The organism is Virgibacillus kimchii, from assembly GCF_055379185.1.
Genome location: NZ_AP043951.1, coordinates 2659651 through 2684110 on the forward strand (window position 1 = coordinate 2659651; position 24460 = coordinate 2684110).

Here is a 24460-nt window from a genome sequence, read left to right on the forward strand (position 1 = left end):
ACTTATTACGTTGGGAATTTCAGTGTATACACTTAATTTGGTGCTAAAAACAGACAAATAATAAAGCCATACCCTCGTTAATTTGGATATGGCTTTATTTTCTGTGTTTTTATAAAGAAATCTACCTACTCAACTCTTCAGCAATAGCTCTTCCTGCCTCCCTTCCCGTAAAAAGACAACCGCCCACAAACGTCCCTTCCAACGATCGGTAACCATGCATTCCGCCACCGCCAAATCCTGCAACTTCTCCTGCTGCATACAGACCCGGGATGGCCTCACCGGAATCCTCCAACACCCGGCCGGACAAATCCGTCTGTAAGCCGCCCAATGTTTTCCTGCTGAGGATGTTCAAGCGCACCGCAATCAATGGACCGTTTTTCCGGTCAAGCAGCTTGTGCGGGGAAGCTACACGAATCAATTTATCCCCTAAATATTTACGCGCCCCGTGCATTGCGGTTACCTGCAAATCCTTCGTAAATGCGTTATCTATTTCCCTGTCTCTTGCCTGAATCTGCCTTTCCACTTCTTCCCGGTTCAACAGTCTTTTTCCGGTTAATTTATTCATCTCGATGACAAGATTATCAATATTATCAGCTGTAACAAAGTCCTCTCCTTTATCAAGGAAAGCCTGCACCGGACCCGGCGCCCCCGGCCAAAGTCTGCCAAGCAGTTTCTTCATGCTTCTTCCCGTTAAATCAGGATTCTGTTCCGATCCCGATAAAGCAAATTCCCGCTCGATAATTTTTTGAGTCAAAATAAACCAGGAATAGTCGTAACCTGTATCTTGAATGGCTTTCAGGGTACCCAGGGTGTCAAATCCCGGGAAGTTCGGTGCCGGGAATCGTTTTCCAGTCGCATCCAGCCAGACGGATGATGGACCCGGAAGAATTCGGATGCCATGCTTATTCCAAACCGGGTGCCAATTCTTAATCCCTTCTGTATAATGCCACATCCGGTCCCGGTTCACGATTCGGCCACCAGCTTCCTCCGTGATGGCGAGCATCCTCCCATCTACATGTGCAGGTACACCGGAAATCATTTTCTCCGGGGGTTTTCCAAGCCGCTCCGGCCAATTGTTTTTGATCAATTCAAAGTTGGCACCGATTCCGCCACTGGAAACAAGTACAGCTTCTGCTTCATATTCAAAACTGTCCACGACTTTACGTGAGCTGTCCTCCCCACGCCTGGCCAGACTCTCTTCAAGTATAGAGCCAGCAGCTCCGGTGATAGCTCCATTTGTTGTAATGAGTTGATCTACCCGGTGACGCGGAAGGTATTTTACAAGTCCGTTTTCCATATGTTCCAGCACACGCCTTTCAAACGGTTCCACAAGTCCCGGCCCTGTCCCCCATGTAATATGGAATCTCGGCACAGAATTACCGTGCCCTTCAGCAAGGTACCCTCCCCGCTCCGCCCAGCCAACAACCGGGAAAATACGCACACCCATATCATGCAGCCATGCCCGCTTTTCACCGGCTGCAAAATCAATATAAGCTTCTGCCCACTTTTTGGCCCAGTAATCCTCATCGTCATCCCGGTCAAAACCAGCCGTTCCCATCCAATCCTGCCAGGCAAGATCTTTGGAATCCTTCACTCCCATCATCCGCTGTTCCGGCGAATCCACCAGAAACAGGCCACCAAACGACCACCAGGCCTGTCCGCCAAATGAACTTTCAGGCTCCTGGTCCAAAAGCAGTACCTTCTTCCCCTGATCCGCTATCTCAGCCGTTGCTGTTAAACCGGCAAGACCTGCTCCTACTACGATTACGTCATATTTCACTTAATTTTCCCCCTATAAAATATCTTTATGTAATTATTCTCGGGAGATGGGTGTTTTTCCTGCATGAAGCATTTTCTTTTAGTTTAAAATAGACTATACTTTTAGTTAAACTATAGAGTTTGATAAAAGCAATCTTAGCAGCGTGGTGAAATATATGTTCAAAATTATGGTTATAGAAGACGACACAACTTTATTTGAAGAAATCAAAGAACGCCTGTCCCAATGGTCATATCATGTCTTTGGGATAACTGATTTTTCCAATGTATTACAGGAATTCACGGAAAGCAAGCCAGCATTAGTGATTATTGATATACAGCTGCCAAAGTTTGATGGTTTCCACTGGTGCAGAATGATTCGTGCCCATTCCAATGTGCCGATTATTTTTTTGTCATCACGCGATCATCCGACAGACATGGTAATGTCCATGCAGCTTGGTGCGGATGACTTTATTCAAAAGCCATTTCATTTCGATGTGCTGATCGCTAAAATCCAAGCCACTTTGAGAAGGGTTTATAACTATAATACCGAACAACAGCCGGAAATGAAGTCATGGCATGATGCGACAATCGACTATGTCAAAGGGACAGTAACAAACAACGAAAAAACAGTTGAACTTACAAAAAATGAAATGTATATTTTAAAAATTCTAGTGGAAAAGAAAAATACAATCGTCCACCGTGAGGAATTGATTGAGAAATTGTGGGAAGACGAACGTTTCGTCAGTGACAACACTTTAACGGTAAATGTGAACCGAGTGCGTAAAAAGATGGATACGCTTGGGCTTGGTAAATTTATAGAAACCAAGGTCGGCCAAGGGTATATCGCAAAGGAAGAAACGGCTCTATGATAATCCAATTTTTAAAAGAAAGACGAAGCTGGATATTGTTTTTTATCATGCTGCACTTGATGATCCTTTTTCTCGGGTTTTTGGATGCGTCCATACCCACCTTATCCATCGTATATATATTATTTCTATCCATCATTTTCTTCCTTCTGTTTCTGGTTATTCGCTACTTCAGAGAGTCAAAGTTTTACAGAGAATTACAGGAGTGGGATCTTACAGATGAAATAATTGCCGCTCCCGAAGCAAGAACACCTTTTGAACGCATAACTGCAGAACATGCCAAGACACAAATGGATGAATACAAAAATTTGCTTAACGACCAGCTTTATCAGCTGGAATTGGAAAAGGACGAGCTTCTATCTTGGGTTCACGAAATAAAAACACCACTGACAACAATGCAGTTAATGATTGACCGGGTCGAGGACAAGCAGCTTGCTTCCCAGTTACGTTATGAATGGCTAAGGCTCCACTTGCTCATTGATCAGCAGCTGCATCAGCGGCGTATCCCTTCAATCCAAAATGACTTGTACATTGAAAAGACATCCTTAAAACCAATCATTCATCAGGAGATTAAAGTATTGCAATCATGGTGTATAAAAAAGGGAATTGGTGTTGATTTAACACTCCCTGTTACAGATGTTTACACGGATGAAAAATGGCTCGGTTTTATTTTGAGACAGCTTTTAACAAATGCTGTGAAGTATAGCGAGTCTTCTGACATAGTGATGTATAGTGACATTCAACAGGAACAGGTTACTTTAACAATTCAGGACTATGGTCGGGGCATTGATCAGCGTGATCTCCCGCGTATTTTTGATAAAGGTTTTACTTCAACAGCTGATCACGCCAACAGTGCCTCTACCGGAATGGGATTATATTTGGCCAAAAAGGTTGCCCATTCAATGAATATTCGTATGCAAGTTACTTCTCGACTGCGTGAAGGGACAACGTTTACCTTGATCTTCCCAAAGAGTAATGAATTTATTCAACTAACAGGCATGTGACAACATTGTCATATGCCTCTGTTCTTTTGTTAGGAAAATGACAGGAGTTTTTTCCGATAAATGGTTATGCTGTTAGCAAAGGAAGTGATACACAATGACTATTTTAGAAGCGACAAAAATTCATAAAAGCTTCGGAAGTAAATTCAATAGACAGGAAGTTTTACAAGGAATTGATCTTCACGTAGAAAGAGGGGAATTCCTGAGCATTATGGGAGCATCCGGATCAGGGAAAACGACGCTCTTGAACGTGCTCTCTTCAATCGATCATATGACGAAGGGATCCATTTTAATAGATGGTAAAGAACTCTCTGACATGAAGGAAAAGCAACTTGCCGCTTTCCGGAAAAATTACCTCGGATTTATCTTTCAGGAATATAATCTGCTGGATACGCTAACCGTAAAGGAAAATATTTTGCTTCCATTATCGGTGAAAAAGGTTTCGAAAAAAGAAGCCAATCAAAAGTTTCGGCAGGTTACTACAGACCTTGGTATCTGGGATATCAAGGATAAATATCCGAATGAAATCTCTGGTGGGCAAAAGCAGCGCACTTCTGCCGCCAGGGCTTTCATTCATGATCCCGGCATTATTTTTGCCGATGAGCCAACAGGGGCTCTGGACTCCAAAGCTGCTTCGGATTTATTAAATAAACTGAGTGACTTGAACGGAAAAAGTGGGGCATCTATTGTGATGGTCACACATGATCCACTTGCGGCCAGCTATAGCAGCCGAGTTGTATTTATTAAGGACGGGCAGATTTATACCCAGTTAAATAAAGGGGATGAATCGAGGCAGGAATTTTTCCAGGATATTTTAAAAACACAGGCTGTGCTTGGTGGGGTGCAGCATGAATATTAATCAGCTCATTTTTCGCAATCTGAAGAAGAATTTGAAGCATTACTATTTGTATGTATTTGCTTTAATTTTCATTTCGGCCCTGTATTTTTCTTTTGTCACGTTACAGTATGACCCGGCTATGGACGAGACAACCGGTTCTGTCAGAGGTGCTGCGGCACTTAGAGCCGCTTCTGTTTTCCTTATTATTATTGTTGGTACCTTTTTAGTCTATGCCAATAACATTTTTATTAAACGGCGCAGTAAGGAAATTGGGCTTTTTCAATTAATTGGGATGACGAAGGGGAAGATATTTAGCATTTTAAGTGTCGAAAACTTATTGCTTTACTTTGGTTCTTTGTTTGTCGGTGTATTACTCGGATTTGCCATGTCGCGCTTTATCATGATGATTTTATTAAAAATAACGGGGATTGAAGAGGTTGCGGCATTGCAATTTTCCATGAATGCTTTGGTTCAGACGTTGATTGTATTTGCAGGTATTTATGGCTTAATAATGATTTTGAATTATGTATTTATTAGAAGGCAAAGTATATTGTCCTTGTTCCAGGTTGTTTCCACCTCCGAAACAAAGGTGCAAAGGATGTCTTTCTTTCAGGTTATTATTGGCGTTCTCGGGATTGCCCTAATTGTTTTTGGTTATTATTTGTCAACAGAGCTTTTTGGCGGGAACTTTACAACCATGATTGAATTATATGGCGCTATGCTCACTATTTTAGGCTCGGTCATTCTTGGAACCTATCTGTTTTATAAAGGTTCCGTCAGTTTCATTTTTCATCTGATCCGTAAGCAAAAGGATGGCTATTTGTATCTGAAGGATGTGTTGTCTCTTTCTTCGATTATGTTCCGAATGAAGTCAAATGCGATACTGCTGACGGTTATTACGACTGTCTCTGCATTGGCAATCGGGCTGCTGTCCTTAACATATATCACCTATTATTCTGCGGAAAAGAGTGCCGAAGAAGCGGTACCCAATCATTTTTCAATTCCTGATCAAGCGGATGCCATAGAATTTGGTGAGCTTTTACAGGTGGCTGGTATTCCCTATGCAGAGACAAAAGTTAATTTCATTGAAATACAGGCGGATCTTTCAGAGGTAATAGGAACATATGATGAGGATTTTTTTGAACCTGATGAAACGAGCATCACCATTATCAGTGATGAAAAGGTAGAGGAGATAGATGTTGCTGCTGACGAAACAGTATTCATTAATTCGCTTGGTCCATTAGAAGAATTTATGCAGTTGGCGGATTCCGGGGAGATTACTCTGTCCGGCGAAAACAGTTCATTTGAAATGGAGTATATGGGACAAGAGGATATACACCTTTTGCCACCTCGCCTTACAGGTGGTGGCTTTCCAGTAGCCGTGGTTGATCAACATATTTATGAACAACTGGAATCAGATCGTAATCCTGATGATTTCTATAATGAATTCTCTGTTTATGTTGGATTTGATATTGATCGTACAGGAGATCTAGAATTTGCCAATGAGTTATTTAGAGAAAATTTCATCGAGAATGCAGGCTATGCATCCCAACTTCTAATAGCTCAATCACAGAAACAAACGATGGGGCTTTTCATGTTTATTGTAGGATTTCTGGGTTTAAGCTTTCTGATCACTTCCGGCTGTATTTTGTACTTTAAACAAATGGATGAGAGTGAGGAAGAGAAAGGAAGCTATACGATCTTGCGCAAGCTCGGCTTCACGCAGGCTGATATGGTAAAGGGAATTCGTATTAAACAACTGTTTAATTTCGGGATCCCATTGATCGTCGGCTTAAGTCACAGCTACTTCGCCGTAAAATCAGGCTGGTTCTTTTTCGGCACAGAACTTTGGACACCAATGATTATTGTCATGCTGGTATATACAGCACTGTACTCCATTTTTGGATTGCTTTCCGTGCTCTATTATAAACAAGTGATTAAAAATGCTTTGTAAATTAAACAAGGAGGGCCCTTTAAATCTCTTATTTAAAGGTGCCTTTTCTATTATTTAACTGACATCACACACTTACTCTCAGGAAATTTATAAATCCAGAGAATACGAATGGATTACAATTTAAGTTTACGAACCGTAACATGTTATAGGCTAAGTTTAATTGGATAGATCAATAGCAGCTTCTACTCCAGCCAATTCTATAACTAATCCCTTCATTGGCTTTCCCAATACATAAAACGGTATAATAGAAAATAGTTGTGCATATATCTATTGATATGGAGGTGAAAGGTTGGAACTTGAACAGATTCTGGACAAATTACAAAAGCGGCAGCCTACTATACTCGGCTATGAAAAATTTAAAAAATCTGCTATTCTCATTCCTCTACTTGAAAAAGATAATGAACTCCACCTTCTATTTGAAGTGAGATCCTTCAAATTGCGATCACAGCCGGGAGACATTTGCTTTCCGGGCGGGAAAATAGATAAACAGGATGAGACCCCAATGCACACCGCCATTCGTGAAACGACGGAAGAATTGGGGATGGATGAAAAAAACATTCAAAAAGTAATTCCGCTTGATTATCTGGTAGCAGATATGGGGAGAATTATATATCCATTCATTGGAACCATTACAAACCCGGAACAGATGATACCACAGGAAGCAGAGGTGGAAGAAGTTTTCACTGTGCCGCTGTCTTTCTTCCTGAAAACAGAACCGGAAAGACATAAAGTAAACGTCGAAATAACACCGGAAGAGTCTTTTCCATTTGAATTAATTGTCGGCGGAAAAGATTATAACTGGCAGGTAAGGCAAATAGAGGAACTATTTTATAAGTATGACGGAAAAGTTATCTGGGGATTGACTGCTAAAATTCTCACGCATTTTATTGACTTGATCAGGCAGGAACCTCTATAGGCTTAATACTTTACTTCCAGGACCCAAATGAGTATATTAACTCATTTGGGTACATTATTTTGGGTTCGTTTGCCGGAAGTTTTATCAACCCTCTTTCAATAAACATTGAGCAGCAGATAAAAGGTCAGAAAAACATAAATCAGCTCCAACCTCCTGTTGATTGGTTCTTTCTCCAATAAGAATTGTCTTTGTCCCTGCCCGTTTTCCCGCCGTTATATCAGGTTCCCTGTCCCCAATCATATAACTTTTCTCCAAATTAATCCCATGCTTTTCTGCCAGATCGAAAATCATTTTCGGCTTGGGTTTTCTGCAGGCACAATTCGCTTTCGGTTTATGCGGGCAAAAGGCAATATCATCGATTACAGCGCCGAATTCTTCCAAATCGCCAGTCATTTTCATATGTATATTCAATAACTCTGTCTCCTCCATAAAACCAAGGCCAACCCCGCCCTGATTTGTCACTACAAACACCTTATAGCCCGCATCATTAAACATTTTAATCGCTTCCCCCACACCATCCAGCAAATATAAATCTGCGCGCGTATTTACGAATTTCACTCGGTCGGTCAGCACCTCATTAATGACCCCATCACGGTCCAGGAATATACCGGATTGCAAATGAACCGCCTCCTTAGTCGATCATATCTATTGATAGATTTCCCATCGGTTCGATCATTCATTCACATTTTTATGAACATGAGGACTTGCACGAAACAAATCTGCCTTTACTCTCTTCTTTAGCTCCTTACGTAATAAGGAAAAATCTTTTCCCGATAGGTAGTCTGTATTAATTTGTTTTTCTTTTCCATTCTGCAGCTTAAACATAAGCAGGTTACTTACCACTATACAATAATCGATATCTGCGTAATGAATGGTTGTCCTCGGTAACAGCGGGCCGTTGTAAATGGTTAACAGATCTTCTTCCAAATAGATATACTCCTGTTCATGCTTGCTCATATAGTATAGCCCCTGCAGCAACCCGACAACAAAAGGAATAAAGCTAAAAAAAACGACCGGACCTTCAATAGGTCCCTTTTGAAAATAAAATTGAAAAACAAGGAGAAACAGGCCGACAAGTGCAGTAGCAAAACCTCCATAAGCTTTTTTTGCCCAGTTCTTTTCGTCTGTATATTGAAATTGCACGCAAACACCTTCTTACACAAAATTATGTAGGAGTATTCTATCATTTCAGTTTATTAAAGTCCATACACTCTTTATACAATAAAATAAGCTGATCTCCCCTCCCCCCGGAAGAGAAATCAGCTTTTTTATATGAAATCCCCTTTGTTTATAAGCTGCCCCGTTCGTATTATAAGGTTAGCCAGAATACTAAATTTTTCTGGTTGACCATTTTTAGTTCTGCCCTACAAGTTCACGCATGGAACCATTTCGGGCAAAGTTAATATGCCATGATAGTGCTTTTTCCAGCTGATGCGGTGTTTGACCGCCGTTTTTCAACGCTTCGTTGTAATAGTCCCATAATTGTTCGCGGTACATTGGATGGGCACAGTTTTCAATAATGAGAGGTGCCCGCTCTCTTGGTGCCAAACCGCGCAGGTCCGCATATCCCTGCTCTGTTACCACTACATCCACATCATGCTCCGTATGATCAATATGGGATGCAAATGGCACAATACTTGAAATGTCTCCGTCTTTAGCAATTGATTTTGTTACAAAAATAGCCAGGCGGGCATTTCGGGCGAAATCACCGGAACCGCCAATCCCATTCATCATTTTTGTTCCGGAGACGTGCGTGGAATTTACATTTCCATAAATGTCAAATTCCAATGCCGTATTAATGGAAATTAATCCGAGCCTGCGAATGACCTCCGGGTGGTTGGAAATTTCCTGCGGACGCATGATTAGCTTATCCTTATATTTTTCAAAATGATTAAATACGTTTCTCATTTTTTCTTCAGATAACGTAATCGAACAACAGGAGGCTACATTCACTTTCCCGGCATCGATCAAGTCAAATACTGCATCCTGCAGCACTTCGGAATAGACTTCCAAGTCTTTGAACTCGGAATCGACCATACCGTGAAGTACAGCATTCGCCACTGAACCTATCCCTGATTGCAATGGAGCGAGCCGCTCAGTTAATCTGCCGGCTTCTATTTCCTTCCGTAGAAATGCCAGTATATGGTCAGCCATCATTTTTGTTTCCTCATCCGGCTGCACAATGGTCGATGGCGAATCCTCCTGATTTGTAAATACAATGCCTTTTATTTTTTCCTTATCCACCGGAATACCAATGGTACCTATACGATCATCTGCTTTCGTTAATGGAATGGGAGATCGTTCTCCCTGTTTGCCCGGACTGTATAAATCATGTACCCCTTTAAGCAGTTCTGACTGCGTCGTATTGATTTCTATAATAATCCCCTTTGCATTCTCTGCAAATGCCAGCGAATTTCCAATGGAAGTAGTTGGTATTACCATTCCATCTTCCGTAATTGAAATCGCCTCCAATATAGCATAATCAACGGTATCAATTACATCTGCCCGCAATAATTCAGCCGTATGGGATAAGTGATGGTCAACAAATAAATGCTCCCCTTGATTGATCTTTTTTCGCATGGTGGGATCTGCCTGAAACGGCAAACGTTTATTCACAATGCCTGCTTCAGCAAACATTTTATCAATGTCAGAACCCAATGAAGCTCCCGTGAATACGTTTACTTTTATGTCCTCTCCATTTTCTGCCCTGTTTATTAATGCAGTCGGAACCGCTTTCACATCACCCGCACGTGTAAAACCACTTAACCCCAATGTCATACCATCCTGAATCCATGAAGCCGCTTCATCAGCAGTTACAACACGTTTATGAAGGCTTGGATCCTCTATTCGATGTAACTCTTTCTCCATGTCCATCTCTCCTATATCTCTTTTTTTAATGTAAGGATTATTGTAACTGAAGCGCTTTCTTTATTGCGGAAAAGAGGAGAAAAAACAAGAATAATTGTTAAAATAGAAAAATAGGCTGATAAGCCAGCAGATTTTTGCCCCAGGCGGATGAAGATTTAAAAACCCAAAAGTTTACGAAAATAACTTGAATAGGATTGACTTACCGGAATCATGTCCCCATTATCCATTGCGAGCTGAAAAGTGGAATGGGTGTCAGGAAAAATATCCCGGATGTGATTGACGTTTACAATAAATGAACGATGGCAGCGAACGAACGATTCCATCGGCAGCGTATATTCGAATTCCTGCAATGTATTCTTATGGGATCCGTTCACTCTATCAGAATAAACATGGGTTTTTTTATCCTTTGTTTCAATATATTTAACTTCACTAAAAGGGATTGGCTTCCATCCATCTGAGGTTTTTACGGTTATAACCGACTTTCCTTCTGTTAATGCAGGATAGATCGCCAGGACAGACCCCTCCAGTTTTTCACCAAAATGAACTGGTACGGCCATGCCATGATAAGGAACACCATACACATTCCGATGAATAAACTCAGAAACTTTCTGTTCAGTCACCAATGCTTTATAAGCAAGCGTTCCTTCTTTTATTGGGTCCCCCGGCCTGATTTTCAGATCAATCCGTTTGCTCGGCCGGTAATAAATATATTCCTTTGTATTGGAAACAGCAATGGAAATTTCATCGGAGAACAATTCTCCAATGACATCCAGCAATGATGTAATTGTCAGTTTTTCCATGAGTAAGCTCCTTATAATATGTTTTGACCTGCAAATGAAGCGGGCTTTACCCTACTTCAAATTATATAATTCAGTATAGCATAGTCCAACTTTAAGGAGGTCAACTGCAACAAAAGAACCGTCCCTATGTTTCAATGAAAATAGTGACAACCGCTTTCATCTTCGTTACAATATATGTGGTATACATAGATCATGAGCAAAAGCGGGGTTTTGTTATGAAACGTTTAGTTATTTTGGGTGGGGGATATGGCGGGCTGAAAACGTTGCTGGGGCTACTTGAAAATCAGCTGCCGGATGATATAGAAATAACACTGATCGACCGAAATCCCTATCATTCCATTAAGACAGAATTTTACACGATTGCAGCTGGAACCTCGGCTGAAAAAGATGTGCGCCTGGCCTTCCCGGACGATAAGCGCGTACAGTACGTTTATGGGGAAGTCAACAGGATTGATACCGAAAATGAAGAAATTACCTTTAGCGACTCGAGTCAAGTTATACCATATGATTATTTAGTCATCGGCTTGGGCTGTGAAGATAACTACCACGGTATTGAAGGGGCTGCCGAATTTACAAATAGTGTACAAACCTTCCATAACGTTCGTTATACCGGACTTGCAGTCAACAATTTAAAAGCCTATGGTAAAGTATCCGTAGTTGGAGCCGGATTAAGCGGAATCGAAGTTGCATCAGAAATACGGGAGAGCAGGCCGGACTTAAATATACGTTTGCTTGACCGGGGCTCCACCGTTTTAAAAGCATTTGATTCAAAAATTCAGGAATATGTCGCGGAATGGTTTGTAGCCAATGATGTTGATGTGATCCATCATGCCAATGTGGAATATGTGGAAAAAGACGGGGTCTGCAATAACGGCATTTGCTATGTCAATGATGTAACCATATGGACTGCTGGTGTAAGACCAAATTATTTGGTCCGTGAGCTGCCATTTGCAAAGGATAACCAGGAAAAAATTATTTTAAATGAATTTTATCAGGTTCCTGAAAAAGAGAATGTATACGTATTGGGTGACTGTGCTTCCTCGGAGTTTTCTCCAAGTGCGCAACTGGCCGGACAGCAAGGGGAACAACTGGCTGAAATACTCTTTGATGTATTGAGAGGGAAAAAGCCAAAGAAACCGGGAAAAATTAAGTTAAAAGGAACATTGGGCTCCCTCGGAAAATCGGACGGCTTCGGCAATATGATGCAAAAACCGATGACAGGCCTGCTGCCGCGCATTGCAAAAAGTGGCGTGCTGTGGCTGAACAAACGTCACTAGTATAGTAGTAAAAGCTCCTGTCAAGGAGCTTTTTTAATATTTGGCATAATAGTGGGGGAAGCGTTAAAAGTTTATTCACCTCTTCATCCAGTGTCCCGCTCCCTACATGAGCAGAGAAACCAACCCGGGCGTGATAAGAGAAACAAATACCGCACTCAATACCATCGCAATAGTGCTGACGGACCCTTCCAGCTGGCTTCGCTTCATTGACTCGGCAGTGCCAATGGCGTGGGCAGCACTTCCCATACCAATCCCGCGTCCAATTTGGGAATGCAAGTGAAACAGCCGGAAAATATATGGATGCATCAGTGCCCCGCCAACTCCCGCAATCATCACAAATACCGCAGCAAGGGGAGTAATGCCGCCAAGCGTATCAGTGACCACCATCGCTACAGGTGTTGTAACCGATTTTGTCGTAATGCTATACAAAATTGTTTCCCTGAAACCCGCAAGCTGAGCCAACAGCAAGCCACTTACCACGCCGATGAAAGCTCCCACAGAAGTACCGATGAAAATGGGAGCAGCCATTTTTATCAATACACGCCGCTGTAAATAAAGCGGATAAGCCAAAGCCACCACGGCAGGGCCAAGCAATTTGTTGATCCACTCTCCTCCAATCATATAGGTCTCATACGGAACATGAAAAACTGTCAATATAATGATAATAAAAATGGTGGCTAAAATAATCGGTATTGTAAATGGATTGGTAAATTTATTATGAATCCTTCTTGCCGCAGTATATGCGGAGACCGTCAGCAGGACTGCCAGTACTATAATTACAACATTCATTGTTTTCTTTCCTTCCTCTGCCACAGCATCTGTCCGGTCAAACCGGAGAACACGATGACGAGCAACGTACTAAACAGTACAATAATCACAAGCAAAAATCCTTTACCTGCAAAAACCTCATAATAATGCATAATCCCAACTGTTGCCGGAATAAAAAAGAAGGTAAGATGCCGGACCATAAAATCCGCTCCTTCCTCCACCCATTCCAACTTCAGCCCTTTTATAAAAAGCAGTCCCAATAGGAGAATCATACCAATCACACTGCCCGGTATAAGCAAATCGAACAGATCCGCCACCCACTCCCCGACAAAATACAAAGCATATAAAATTCCAATCTGAAAAACTACCCTAACTGCCTTACCCAACGAAAGTCTCTCCCCCAAGTAGATATGAAACCATTATACACGAAAATCCAACCATGGGGTCAGACCCCTCAATTCCGAATATTACAACAATATATGCCACGGGGACGGTTTTCCTGTTGGAGGTTTTTGCTAGCAGGAAAATCGTCCCCATGTTTCATCCTGTTTGCTGCCGGATCCAGGTTTTATTTCTTTCAAAGAGCGATGCAGCTGTTTCCAACTGATCTTCCACCCTGTTTTTTGCTGTACCTCCAGCAACATTTCGCGCGTTCACCACCGCTTCCGGTGTCAGCACTTCAAATATGTCCGTTGCAATCATACTGGAAAATGACTGCAATTCTTCCAGGCTCATATCAAGAAGATACTTCCCTTCATTGATACAGTGCAGCACCACCTGTCCGACAACGGCATGCGATTCCCGAAAAGGCATACCTTTTCCGACAAGATAATCCGCCAAATCCGTTGCATTGGAAAAATCCTTCCTTACAGCTTCATACATGTTTTCCTTTTTCACTTGCATCGTTTCAACCATGGGAGCAAAAAGAGCCAGTGCTCCTTTCAGCGTATCCACCGAATCAAACATGCCTTCCTTGTCTTCCTGCATATCCTTATTATAAGCTAGCGGAAGCCCCTTTAAGGTGGTCAGCATACCGATGAGGTTCCCATATATTCTTCCCGTTTTTCCACGCACAAGTTCCGCCACATCCGGGTTTTTCTTCTGCGGCATCATGCTGCTACCTGTACAAAACGCATCGTCCAGTTCTATAAAATGAAACTCGGCACTGGACCATTGGATCAGTTCTTCGCATAAACGGGAAAGATGCACGGAAATCAGGGATGCATTGGAAAGAAACTCAATGACAAAGTCCCTGTCGCTCACTGCATCCAGACTGTTTTCACAAATGCCATCAAACCCGAGCTGTTCCGCAACAAATTCCCGGTCTATCGGAAATGTGGTTCCTGCTAGGGCTCCGGCCCCGAGCGGAGACTTATTCACCCGTTTAAAACTGTCGGCAATCCGCTCCACATCCCGTTGAAACATAAAGACATACGCCATCATATGATGAGCAAACAATACCGGCTGCGCACGCTGCAGATGTGTGTATCCCGGCAGTACCACATCAAGGGTTGTCTCCGCCTGTTTATACAGCGCTTCCTGCAATGTAACCAGCTGATCACTGATATGGAGCAGTTCGTTCCGCAAATAGAGGCGCATATCCAGTGCAACCTGGTCATTCCTGCTTCTTCCTGTGTGAAGTTTTCCCCCGACCGGGCCGATTTCTTCAATGAGCAGCCGTTCCACATTCATATGGATATCTTCATCTTCCTCATTTAGCACAGCTTCCCCGGTTTCAATCTTCTTATAAACTGCTTCAAGCCCGGCAGAAATGGTGTCTGCTTCTTTTTCAGAAATAATATTGCATTTCTTCAGCATGTTGACGTGGACAATGCTTCCCTGCACATCATAAGCTGCCAACTTTTTATCAAAAGAAATGGATGCTGTATATTCATCTACCAATTCATTTGTCTGTTTTGTAAATCGTCCTCCCCATAGTTTCATTTTTTCACAGCTTCCTTTACATCCAGAATGAGTTCATTGATGGAACGTTCCGTTTCTTTATGCGTTTTGTTGACGGAAGCATGGACTTTTGTCGGCAAGCCCCACAGCTTAATAAATCCAAGTGCGGCTTCATGGTCAAAGGCATCCCCCTTGTTATAGGTAGCCAGGTCAAAGTCGTAAAGTGAGCTGGCTGATTCTCTGCCGACTACTTGTGCATGCCCTTTATACAGTTTTACTTTTACTGTTCCAGAGACATATTTTTGCGTTTCTTTTATAAAAGCTTTTAGCGCCTCAGTCAATGGGGAGTACCAAAGACCATCATAAACAGATTGGGCAAACTTCTGCTCAATGACCGGCTTAAATTGAGAAACTTCCCTCGGTAAAGTCAGCGCCTCCAGTTCCTGATGAGCAGAGATCAAAGTAATGGCTGCAGGTGCTTCATAAATTTCCCTGGATTTAATACCGACAAGACGGTTTTCCACATGGTCAATCCGCCCCACTCCATGGTCTCCGGCAACAGCATTGAGTTTTAAAATAAGTTCATCAAGCGGGAGCACTATCCCGTCCAGGGAAACAGGCTTACCCTGATCAAACGCAATCTCCACTACCTGTGGTTCATCCGGTGCTTCCACAGGATCAGTTGTTAAGTCAAAAGCTTCTTCAGGCGCTTCTTCCCATGGGTCTTCCAAAATTCCGCATTCATTGCTGCGCCCCCACAGATTCTGGTCAATACTGAATGGATGATCCACATCAATGGGAATTGGGATGTTATGTTCTTGTGCATATTGAATTTCTTCTTCTCTCGACATGGCCCACTCACGTACAGGAGCAACAATCTTCAAGTCAGGATTGAGCGATGTAAATGCCACATCGAAACGCACCTGATCATTTCCCTTGCCAGTACAGCCATGTGCTACAGCTACTGCGCCTTCCTGTTCCGCAATAGCAGTCAGGACCTTGGCAATTAACGGACGGGATAATGCAGAAATCAGCGGGTATTTTGCTTCATATAATAAATTTGCCTGCAGGGAAGGCAACACAAATTCCTCGGAAAAAAGAGATTTTGCATCAATCACGTAGGATTTGACCGCCCCAACATCCAATGCCTTATTTTTTACAAATTCCAAATCCTTTCCTTCTCCAACATCAAGCGCGACTGCGATAACGTCATAGTTATATTTATCCTGCAGCCATTTCACCGCTACAGAAGTGTCAAGCCCGCCGGAATAAGCCAGCACAATTTTATTCTTGCTCATAACATCCATCCCCTTTATTTACGTGTATGGATTATTATGCATTAAAATGAATAATTATTCAAGAAGAAATTGCATTAAAAGGGGTCAGACCCCTCAATTCTGAATAGTACGACAATATAGCAGGGGTTAAAAAAACCAGGCAAGCTTTACGCTGCTTGCCTGGTATCGAAGGGAGTCGGGGTTCACTCCATTAGTGGTGAGACCCATTAAAGCTATTCGGCAGTCTGTTCCATTTTTGGGTTGGGTCGATTGGCTTATTTTATTTCGCTCATGACTATTCTATCCAGCTCATCGTCAAAAGGACTATGAAGTATCGGTTTTTCTTATTTTGTCAGTTTTCACCTTGGTAGTATTTCATTTCAGTATACATACTCTTCAGGCTAAAGTATTGCCTTCCTCATAAAAAAGATTCTACTGCCGGTTTAAGCCCGCAAACTTCCGTCCATTCCCGCTTCCTCAACCATGCTGCTTCCAACCGATATTCTGCTGTCTTTAGCGTTACTCAGTGGTGTTGCAGGAGAACCTTCCCGCTGTTTGTTGAAAAATCGGCGGACGTCTTTAACAGTAAGTCCTGCATTTTTTGCTTCTTTGATCAGGTCCATCCATTCCTGATCCAGTTCTTTTTCCTCTGCTTTTCTCCATGTCACTGAATGCACGCTCCGTCTCCACCTTTCCGTTAATTAAGATGCCTTATGTAATCATTGCCCTCATTCTATAAGCCAAAGGTTAAAAGAAAGTTAAAAACACACAACTTTTTATATTTTCCTGAACATTTACAGCTATAGCTGCAAAAACATATATTTTCCTCCAACCTGCAGTTTTTGTTAATATTAAAGTAACCACACCATTAGAACAGGACGGATCATATGAACCATTTTCATAAAACAACAATAAAACTTGCCAACGTAAACATCTATTGCGAATACAAATTAAACGGAAAACCTCCCATCCTGCTCATCCACGGACTAGTCGCTTCTGTTTATACTTTTCATAAAATGATGCCGCTCCTGGAAAAGCATTTTTCCGTCATTGCCATTGATCTGCCGGGGTTTGGCCGGAGTGAAAAATCCGTAAAATTCATTAATTCCTACGAAAACTTCGCAGGAATTATTGCTGATTGCATTGATTATTTTAATTTGAAGGATGTGTATCTGGTCGGCCATTCCATGGGCGGACAAATCAGTTTGTATACAGCAAAGCTTTTTCCTGAGAAAGTAAAAAAATTGATCCTGTTAAATAGTTCAGGCTATTTGCGCCCTTCCAACCACTGGATCAAATTGCTTTCGTATGCACCTTATTTTTACCATTTCATTAAAAGAAGAGTGAAAAAACAGGGCGTTAGATCCACACTGGAAATTGCGCTATCCGACCACTCAGTGATCACGGAAGAAATGATAGAAGAATACAGCAGACCATTAAATGAAAAGAACTTTTACAAGTCCCTGCTCCGTCTGGCCCGCTATCGGGAAGGTGATTTACGCTCGGAGCAAGTGAAAAAAATTACAACTCCGGCTCTATTAATTTATGGAGAAGAAGATCGTGTCGTTTCCTTAAAAGTAGCAAAAAAACTGCATAATGATCTGCCGAATGCCAAGCTCCTCATCCATCCGAATACAGGGCATTTATTTACCGATGAAATCCCCGAAAAACTTACGGAACAAATACGGGAATTCGCGTTGGAGGAGTAAATCCCCTCCCCTCCCTTCCCAAGGCTAAAACCTTTGCTCACAAATATCCAATAGAGGGCATTGCTGACAAATCGGAACAGTTTTGCAATGCCTTTTTCCGTGCTCCACCAGCAAAGCGTGATACTCATTAAATAAAGGTACATCTTCCGGCAGATCCTCCTCCACCATTTCTCTGAACCTATCATAGGGCTTGGGCACATCATAACCCAACCGCCAAAAAATCCTTCTTGCATAATTATCCGCAACAAAAACCGATTTTTCCATGACATATAAAAGAATGACATCGGCTGTTTCCTTGCCGATCCCGTATATATTTAACAATTCCTTGCGCAGCTCGTTTTTCTCCTTCTTCATTAAACAGGAAACAGTGTAGTCATATTGTTGATACCAGTCCAAGAATGCTTTGATCTTTTTTGCTTTCATATTATAATAGCCGCTTGGCCGGATCAGCCGGGCCAGTTCTTCTTCTCCAAGCTGATGCAAATCTTGAGGCTGTAAATAGCTGTCCAGATTTGCCAGTGCTTTTTCAGCATTTTTCCAATTTGTATTTTGAACCAGAATGGAGCCGATCATCATTTCAAAATCCGTTTCAGCCGGCCACCACCCTTGCGGTCCATAATAATGAAGCAGTCGTCTGTAGATAGAATAATAGGTTATCTCCATTTTCCCCTTCATCCCTTTCCTTGGCTGTCCTAATACTGTACATGATTCACCGGTAAAACGGCAATTTACATAAACTTTACATTGCATACAAACTCCCTTAACAATCACCCCCTATACTTGAAATTGAGGTTAAAACAATACAGGGAGGACTTAGCAGATGAAAAAGTTTCTATTATTCCTGCTTATAGCAGCTGCAGTATTTGGACTTGCGGCATGCGGAGCAGAAGGGGAAGAAGAAAATACAGAGGAAAATGAAACATCTACAGAAAGCGCAAGTGCAGATAACAGCGGGTCAACAGAATTGGAAGGCAGTGTGGAAATAGATGGTTCCGGAACAGTTTATCCATTAATGTCCCGACTTGCTGAGGAATATATGCTTAACGAACAGCCGGGCGTATCCGTGGAAGTAGCCCGCGCAGGAACAAGTGCCGGATTTGAAAGATTCCTGGCAGAAGACGGAACGGATTTCAATGATGCATCCCGTCCCATTTCAGAAGATGAGCAAGCAGCTGCGGAAGATCTCGGATTTGAACCAAAGGAATTAAAAGTAGCACTTGATGGACTCACTTTTGTTGTACACCCTGATAATGAATGGGCTACGGAAATGACACCGGAAGAATTAACAAGTATTTTCTTAGCTGACGGCGGAGTGGAGACATGGTCAGATATAAATCCGGAGTGGCCAAATGAAGAAATCAATCCAGTCGGTCCAAACGAAAATCATGGAACATATGAGTTCTTTTATGAAGAAATTCTTGAAGAACAGGATTTAAGAGATGATGTGAACCTTCAACAGGAATACTCAACCCTTGTAACACTTGTGGCAGAAGATGAAAACGCCATTGGATTCTTTGGATTTGGCTACTATGTAAATAACCAGGATGCCCTTCAGGCAGTGAGCGTGGACTTTGACAGCGGTCCGGTGGAACCTTCTCTTGACACCATTGCCGAAGACGGAGATTATGCGGACTTCACCCGTCCGGTATTTACTTACTTAAACATGAACCATGCAGAAGAAAAACCACAAGTTCTGGATTACGCAATGTATGTCATGAATAATGTAAATAATTTTGCCGGAGAAACAGGATTTGCCCCCATTCCTGAAGAAGAAGCACAAAGCCTGGTAGAAGACCTGGAAGCATTGCAGTAATTGAAAATGATGAAACGATCATGGGCGGATGAGGGTAAATGTATACTCTCATCCTCTTGTGACTTTTCAGCCGGAAGGAGAAACAAACAATGGCAAATAAACAAGGTGCCGTTTCTGTCAGAGATATGATTGATGCAAAAAGTAAAAATAAGCGATTCTTTCACTTGAAGGAAAAGTTGATTCCTGCCCTCCTATTTCTAATTACTACGATATCCATTTTAACTACGGCCGGCATCATTATAACGCTATTATCCGAGACAATTGAGTTTTTCCAGCGCGTACCGTTTGTAGAATTTTTTACAGGCACGGTGTTACGGCCTTTAAGCCAGGACCCTGAATTTGGCATATTGCCACTGCTAGCTGGAACGCTCATCTCTTCATTTATTGCCATTCTGGTAGCAGGGCCAATTGGTATCATGACAGCCGTTTATTTAAGTGAATATGCATCCGAAAATGTACGTCGAACGTTAAAACCGCTCCTTGAAGTGCTTGCAGGAATTCCTACCATTGTTTATGGATTTTTTGCCTTTACGTTTGTTACCCCGGTCATCCGCAGTATTATCCCATCTGTCGAAGTGACCAACATTCTCAGTCCGGGGATTGTGATGGGTGTCATGATTATACCGATGATTGCTTCGTTATCGGAAGACGCAATGGTTTCCGTGCCAAATTCCATGCGGGAAGGTGCACTGGCTATGGGGGCTACAAAATTGGAGACAACGTTCCGGGTGGTCATTCCGGCCGCATTATCCGGCATTATCGCCTCCTTTGTACTTGGAATTTCCCGCGCCATCGGGGAAACGATGATCGTAACGATTGCCAGCGGCAGCTCAAAAAACTTCTCATTTGATGTGACGCAATCCATGCAAACGATGACTGCATATATTGTCGAAGTGGCAAGTGGCGACGCTGCAGCCGGCACGACTATTTATTACAGCTTATATGCTGTTGCCATGACATTATTTGTTTTTACACTAATCATGAACTTACTGGCACGCTATGTCTCTCGAAGATTCAGGGAGGAATATTAAATGGAACTGGTTAATAAAGTCGAAATTGAAAAAAGAATTAACGGCAGATTACTGAAAAATAAATTCTTTAAGGCGATATTTCTGTCTGCTACCCTATTCGGAATTGTTATATTGGGTGTATTGATAGCACGTGTAATAACGCAGGGTATTTCCTGGATCAATATAGATTTTCTAACTGGCGCATTATCGACGGATCCGGGCCGGGCCGGCATTATGGGGGCCATCCTCGGCACGTTTTGGCTTATGCTTGTCGTCATTCCGGTAACGATGGTTTTGGGAGTATGTACAGCCATTTATCTGGAACTGTATGCCAAAAAAGGCAAATTGCAATCGCTGATTCAAACAAACATTTCTAACTTGGCCGGGGTCCCTTCCATCGTTTATGGACTGCTCGGACTGACTGTTTTTGTCCGAGCCATGGATCTTGGAAACGTCGTCCTCGCCGGTGGATTGACCATTTCCCTGCTTGTGCTTCCGATTGTAATTGTGGCAGCGCAAGAAGCATTACGGGCTGTTCCACAGCATTTAAGCGAAGCATCATACGGAATGGGCGCGTCCAAATGGCAAACGATTAAAAATATCATTCTTCCTGCAGCACTGCCGGGAATTTTAACAGGATCCATACTGGCGCTTTCCCGGGCGATCGGGGAAACCGCCCCATTAACTGCCCTGGGGATCCCAGCATTGCTTATCCCGTTTCCCGGCGGATTCATGGATAAATTTACCGCACTGCCCATGCAAATTTACTACTGGACACTGGATGCTTCTCTCGTGGCGGAATATGCAAATCTTGCTGCAGCAACGATTATCATCTTACTCTTGTTGCTGTTTACATTGAATGCAACTGCTGTGTTAATTAGGAATAAATTCCAACAAAGATATTAAGGAGTGGGTATAAATGAGTACGGTGACAGAAGCCATCGATATGATTGGAAGAACAAAACAGCAAAATAAATTGAAATCAGAAGCAGATGCATTAAAACCACTGGTTTACGATACGACAGACTTAAATTTATGGTACGGTGAAACCCATGCATTAAAAGAGATTAATTTACCGATGTATGAAAAGGAAGTAACAGCCATCATCGGACCTTCGGGCTGCGGGAAATCCACCTATATTAAAACGTTAAACCGAATGGTCGAACTTGTGCCGAACGTCCGGATTACCGGCACAATTCGCTATAAAGGAAAGAGCATCCTTGATAAATCATACAAAGTGGAAGAACTGCGAACCCGGGTCGGCATGGTTTTTCAAAAGCCCAACCCATTTCCAAAATCCATATATGAAAATATTGCCTACGGACCAAAAATACACGGCATCCGCAATAAAAAAGTGCTCGATGAAATTGTGGAAAAAAGTCTTCGTGATGCGGCAATATGGGACGAAGTTAAAGACAGGTTGAAAGAAAATGCGTATGGCCTTTCTGGTGGCCAGCAGCAGCGTCTATGCATTGCCCGTTGCCTTGCCATTGAGCCGGATGTGATTTTAATGGATGAACCGACATCTGCTTTGGATCCGAGGTCAACCGCAAAAGTGGAAGAACTGATTCAGCATTTAAAAGAAAGATATTCTATTGTGATTGTCACACACAACATGCAGCAGGCAGCGCGTATATCCGATAGGACCGCTTTCTTTCTGAACGGCGAGGTTGTTGAATTCGACCATACGGATGTCATCTTTAACCATCCTGGAGATGAACGGACAGAGGATTATATTTCAGGGAGGTTTGGGTGAATGGAAAGGGATGAGGGGAAAACGGTAAAAACCCGCTTTCCCCTTTTATTTCACGTTAAGAAAGAAGTCTAATTAAGGAAGTTGACATTTTAAGTCCTGAATTTTAAAAAACTGATACAGCCATTTTAAAGGCGAGAGAATGCGAGATTTTCTAATACTGCTCACTTGGCTTCACTAATATCGAGTAATTCAGGAATAGTTACAAACTCCATTCCTTCTTGCTGCAAACGTGGAATGAATTCATGTAAAGCATTTACGGTACCTGATAAATCCATGGTCCAATCACCGCCATCATGCATGAGTATGATTGAACCCGGCGCAGTATTTGCCAAAACATTGTCAGCAATTATTTCCGTGCCCAATTGCTTCCAATCAAGCGAATCAACATTCCAAAGAATTACTGTATTTCCCATCTCTCCCAGTAACGCTACAACCTCCCGATTCAAAGCACCGTATGGGGGACGAAATAACCTTGGACGAAATCCCAAAATTTGTGCAATTGCCTCTTCTGTCGAAGCTACTTCCCAATGAGTTCTATCCAGATTTTCTTCTGTTAAATTGGGATGCCAGTACGTGTGGTTCCCGATGGCATGCCCTTCTGCGTGAGTTCTTCTGACAATATCGGTATGTTCGGCAGCTCTGGCTCCCATTTGGAAAAAGGTGGCCTTGACCTGATATTGCTTGAGCACATCCAGCACTTGAGGTGTAAAACGGATGTCCGGACCATCATCAAAAGTCAAAGCGATTTTATTTTGATTAAGCGATCCTCTTAAAACAACAATGTTGGGAAATTCACGTTGCAAAACCGAATTAGCAATTAAATTAGGTTCTCTTCCGACACTTTCCGATCCCCCCTCCGGCTGACTTTGGGTTATTTGCTCATAGGGATCATTTCTATACCTCCACGAATCACCATAACGAAAGTACATATTGATACTAACCTCCACATCTACATATTTACCCATATACCTATTACTGTATGTGGATGGCAGCTTGGCAGTTACAAAAGTACATTCGAACGGGCACAGAGAGAATTTTGACTCCGTTAAACACTTTTACAGGAGAGTATACTGTTCCGCTTGTTTTAACTCTATTTGAGTTTATATTTCCAATTCTTTCGGCGGCTCTCCTTTTTTATTCATCAATCTTATGCCAACAGGATGAATCTCCAACAATGTATAATCAGGATCTTCCGGCCCGTCAAAGTATATTTTCATATCGTCATTCCAAAGCTCTTTCTTCATTTCCTCAGAATTATTTAATTTGGCCTTCCCCTGGTATTCTATATACTCATCGCCAAACCCTTCCCCCTCATAACCAATTAAAATATGGGTGTGTGGATTTGCTTCAATTTCTTCCGTTTTATCTGTTTTTCTATCTGTCGGTGTATACAGGATAGTGTCCCGATGAAAAAAAGTCATATATCTGGAATGCGGTTTATTATTCTTCACTGTTGCCAGGGTGCCGGTATGACTTTCATTCAGTATCTTCTCAATTGTATTTTTAATGTTTGCTTGGCTCAATTCTAACCACTCCTTCCGCTATATTGGTCATAGTATTTGCAGCCTTACCGAAAAATATTTTTCAAATACACCGTGCATAAATACTATCGAGCGTTCTGTTTCATTTTTCATTTTCCAGTGCAAGACAGCAGTATGTTTAATTGCTTATATACAATGCTAAACCTGCCGGGATAAATAAATTATCCCGGTTGGTTGGTTCTTTATTGTATAGCATTCCATATAAAGAATTAATCCTCTTTATTGCTCAAATATTCATTTGGTGCTTCTCCTGCCTGTTTATTATTATTTTTAAATTGGCTCTTACGCCCATTGCGATGCTCTCCGCTCTGTCTGTTTTTCTTGAACATATTATTAAATTCTTTACCTTTATTAACCATTCCCAATACCTCCTTCGCAAGGTTTTCCTTAGTGTTTGTCTCTTATA

The 24460-nt window shown here is 42.2% G+C and carries 25 protein-coding genes; 11 read left to right on the plus strand and 14 right to left on the minus strand.

The window, feature by feature from the left end; all coding sequences use genetic code 11:
- Positions 1–121: 121 nt before the first annotated feature.
- Positions 122–1780, minus strand: coding sequence for an FAD-binding dehydrogenase (locus ACZ42C_RS12770; protein ID WP_461182496.1), 1659 nt, complete (start codon positions 1778–1780; stop codon positions 122–124).
- A gap of 154 nt (positions 1781–1934) precedes the next feature.
- Between ACZ42C_RS12770 and ACZ42C_RS12775 the strand changes: the two genes are divergently transcribed.
- The 5 genes from ACZ42C_RS12775 (at position 1935) to ACZ42C_RS12795 (ending at position 7333) form a co-directional block, all read left to right on the plus strand.
- Positions 1935–2627: a response regulator transcription factor gene (locus tag ACZ42C_RS12775; RefSeq protein WP_461182495.1), complete on the plus strand. Its 693-nt coding sequence runs from the start codon at positions 1935–1937 to the stop codon at positions 2625–2627.
- Positions 2624–3628, plus strand: a complete 1005-nt coding sequence (locus ACZ42C_RS12780; RefSeq protein WP_461182494.1) for a sensor histidine kinase — start codon at positions 2624–2626, stop codon at positions 3626–3628. Before ACZ42C_RS12775 ends, ACZ42C_RS12780 begins: the two co-directional genes overlap by 4 nt.
- A gap of 94 nt (positions 3629–3722) precedes the next feature.
- Positions 3723–4484, plus strand: coding sequence for an ABC transporter ATP-binding protein (locus ACZ42C_RS12785; RefSeq protein WP_461182493.1), 762 nt, complete (start codon positions 3723–3725; stop codon positions 4482–4484).
- Positions 4474–6417: an FtsX-like permease family protein gene (locus tag ACZ42C_RS12790; protein ID WP_461182492.1), complete on the plus strand. Its 1944-nt coding sequence runs from the start codon at positions 4474–4476 to the stop codon at positions 6415–6417. Before ACZ42C_RS12785 ends, ACZ42C_RS12790 begins: the two co-directional genes overlap by 11 nt.
- Before the next feature lie 289 nt (positions 6418–6706).
- On the plus strand, positions 6707–7333 hold the full coding sequence (locus tag ACZ42C_RS12795) for an NUDIX hydrolase (RefSeq protein WP_461182491.1): 627 nt from the start codon (positions 6707–6709) through the stop codon (positions 7331–7333).
- A gap of 84 nt (positions 7334–7417) precedes the next feature.
- On the opposite strand, the gene ACZ42C_RS12800 is transcribed toward ACZ42C_RS12795, so the two are convergent.
- From ACZ42C_RS12800 to ACZ42C_RS12815, 4 genes are all read right to left on the minus strand, one after another.
- Positions 7418–7951 carry a D-glycero-alpha-D-manno-heptose-1,7-bisphosphate 7-phosphatase gene (locus ACZ42C_RS12800; RefSeq protein WP_461182490.1) on the minus strand — a complete coding sequence of 178 codons (534 nt, stop codon included), beginning with the start codon at positions 7949–7951 and terminating at the stop codon, positions 7418–7420.
- Between the two features lie 54 nt (positions 7952–8005).
- On the minus strand, positions 8006–8476 hold the full coding sequence (locus ACZ42C_RS12805; RefSeq protein WP_461182489.1) for a hypothetical protein: 471 nt from the start codon (positions 8474–8476) through the stop codon (positions 8006–8008).
- A 210-nt stretch (positions 8477–8686) separates the two neighbouring features.
- Positions 8687–10201, minus strand: a complete 1515-nt coding sequence (locus tag ACZ42C_RS12810; RefSeq protein WP_461182488.1) for an acetyl-CoA hydrolase/transferase family protein — start codon at positions 10199–10201, stop codon at positions 8687–8689.
- 155 nt (positions 10202–10356) lie between these two features.
- On the minus strand, positions 10357–11001 hold the full coding sequence (locus tag ACZ42C_RS12815; protein WP_461182487.1) for a LytTR family DNA-binding domain-containing protein: 645 nt from the start codon (positions 10999–11001) through the stop codon (positions 10357–10359).
- 215 nt (positions 11002–11216) lie between these two features.
- Between ACZ42C_RS12815 and ACZ42C_RS12820 the strand changes: the two genes are divergently transcribed.
- Positions 11217–12278, plus strand: coding sequence for an NAD(P)/FAD-dependent oxidoreductase (locus ACZ42C_RS12820; RefSeq protein WP_461182486.1), 1062 nt, complete (start codon positions 11217–11219; stop codon positions 12276–12278).
- Between the two features lie 102 nt (positions 12279–12380).
- On the opposite strand, the gene ACZ42C_RS12825 is transcribed toward ACZ42C_RS12820, so the two are convergent.
- The 5 genes from ACZ42C_RS12825 to ACZ42C_RS12845 all read right to left on the minus strand — a co-directional run bounded on the left by ACZ42C_RS12825 (position 12381) and on the right by ACZ42C_RS12845 (position 16902).
- On the minus strand, positions 12381–13067 hold the full coding sequence (locus ACZ42C_RS12825; protein ID WP_461182485.1) for an LrgB family protein: 687 nt from the start codon (positions 13065–13067) through the stop codon (positions 12381–12383).
- Positions 13064–13432, minus strand: coding sequence for a CidA/LrgA family protein (locus ACZ42C_RS12830; protein ID WP_461182484.1), 369 nt, complete (start codon positions 13430–13432; stop codon positions 13064–13066). Before ACZ42C_RS12830 ends, ACZ42C_RS12825 begins: the two co-directional genes overlap by 4 nt.
- A gap of 154 nt (positions 13433–13586) precedes the next feature.
- Positions 13587–14990, minus strand: a complete 1404-nt coding sequence (gene argH, locus ACZ42C_RS12835; protein ID WP_461182483.1) for an argininosuccinate lyase — start codon at positions 14988–14990, stop codon at positions 13587–13589.
- Complete coding sequence (locus ACZ42C_RS12840; RefSeq protein ID WP_461182482.1) at positions 14987–16246, minus strand: argininosuccinate synthase; 1260 nt, start codon at positions 16244–16246, stop codon at positions 14987–14989. Before ACZ42C_RS12840 ends, argH begins: the two co-directional genes overlap by 4 nt.
- Positions 16247–16668: 422 nt before the next feature.
- Entirely contained in the window at positions 16669–16902 is a 234-nt protein-coding gene (locus ACZ42C_RS12845) for an anti-repressor SinI family protein (protein WP_461182481.1), read from the minus strand.
- Between the two features lie 210 nt (positions 16903–17112).
- Between ACZ42C_RS12845 and ACZ42C_RS12850 the strand changes: the two genes are divergently transcribed.
- Positions 17113–17934: an alpha/beta fold hydrolase gene (locus ACZ42C_RS12850; RefSeq protein WP_461182480.1), complete on the plus strand. Its 822-nt coding sequence runs from the start codon at positions 17113–17115 to the stop codon at positions 17932–17934.
- 24 nt (positions 17935–17958) lie between these two features.
- Here the strand turns inward: ACZ42C_RS12850 and ACZ42C_RS12855 are convergent, their stop codons facing one another.
- Positions 17959–18684 carry an endonuclease III domain-containing protein gene (locus ACZ42C_RS12855; protein ID WP_461182479.1) on the minus strand — a complete coding sequence of 242 codons (726 nt, stop codon included), beginning with the start codon at positions 18682–18684 and terminating at the stop codon, positions 17959–17961.
- A gap of 70 nt (positions 18685–18754) precedes the next feature.
- On the opposite strand from ACZ42C_RS12855, the gene ACZ42C_RS12860 reads away from it, so the two are divergent.
- The 4 genes from ACZ42C_RS12860 to pstB all read left to right on the plus strand — a co-directional run bounded on the left by ACZ42C_RS12860 (position 18755) and on the right by pstB (position 22513).
- Positions 18755–19747: a phosphate ABC transporter substrate-binding protein PstS family protein gene (locus ACZ42C_RS12860; RefSeq protein WP_461182478.1), complete on the plus strand. Its 993-nt coding sequence runs from the start codon at positions 18755–18757 to the stop codon at positions 19745–19747.
- Positions 19748–19836: 89 nt separating this feature from the next.
- Positions 19837–20778, plus strand: coding sequence for a phosphate ABC transporter permease subunit PstC (gene pstC / locus ACZ42C_RS12865; RefSeq protein WP_461182477.1), 942 nt, complete (start codon positions 19837–19839; stop codon positions 20776–20778).
- Complete coding sequence (pstA, locus tag ACZ42C_RS12870; protein WP_461182476.1) at positions 20779–21663, plus strand: phosphate ABC transporter permease PstA; 885 nt, start codon at positions 20779–20781, stop codon at positions 21661–21663.
- Between the two features lie 40 nt (positions 21664–21703).
- Positions 21704–22513: a phosphate ABC transporter ATP-binding protein PstB gene (gene pstB, locus ACZ42C_RS12875; protein ID WP_461182503.1), complete on the plus strand. Its 810-nt coding sequence runs from the start codon at positions 21704–21706 to the stop codon at positions 22511–22513.
- A gap of 161 nt (positions 22514–22674) precedes the next feature.
- Here the strand turns inward: pstB and ACZ42C_RS12880 are convergent, their stop codons facing one another.
- The 3 genes from ACZ42C_RS12880 to ACZ42C_RS12890 form a co-directional block, all read right to left on the minus strand.
- A complete protein-coding gene (locus tag ACZ42C_RS12880) occupies positions 22675–23442 on the minus strand; it encodes a polysaccharide deacetylase family protein (RefSeq protein WP_461182475.1) in 768 nt (255 codons plus the stop codon).
- A gap of 171 nt (positions 23443–23613) precedes the next feature.
- Entirely contained in the window at positions 23614–24036 is a 423-nt protein-coding gene (locus tag ACZ42C_RS12885) for a pyridoxamine 5'-phosphate oxidase family protein (RefSeq protein ID WP_461182474.1), read from the minus strand.
- Between the two features lie 227 nt (positions 24037–24263).
- Entirely contained in the window at positions 24264–24413 is a 150-nt protein-coding gene (locus ACZ42C_RS12890; RefSeq protein WP_461182473.1) for a hypothetical protein, read from the minus strand.
- Positions 24414–24460: the final 47 nt, after the last annotated feature.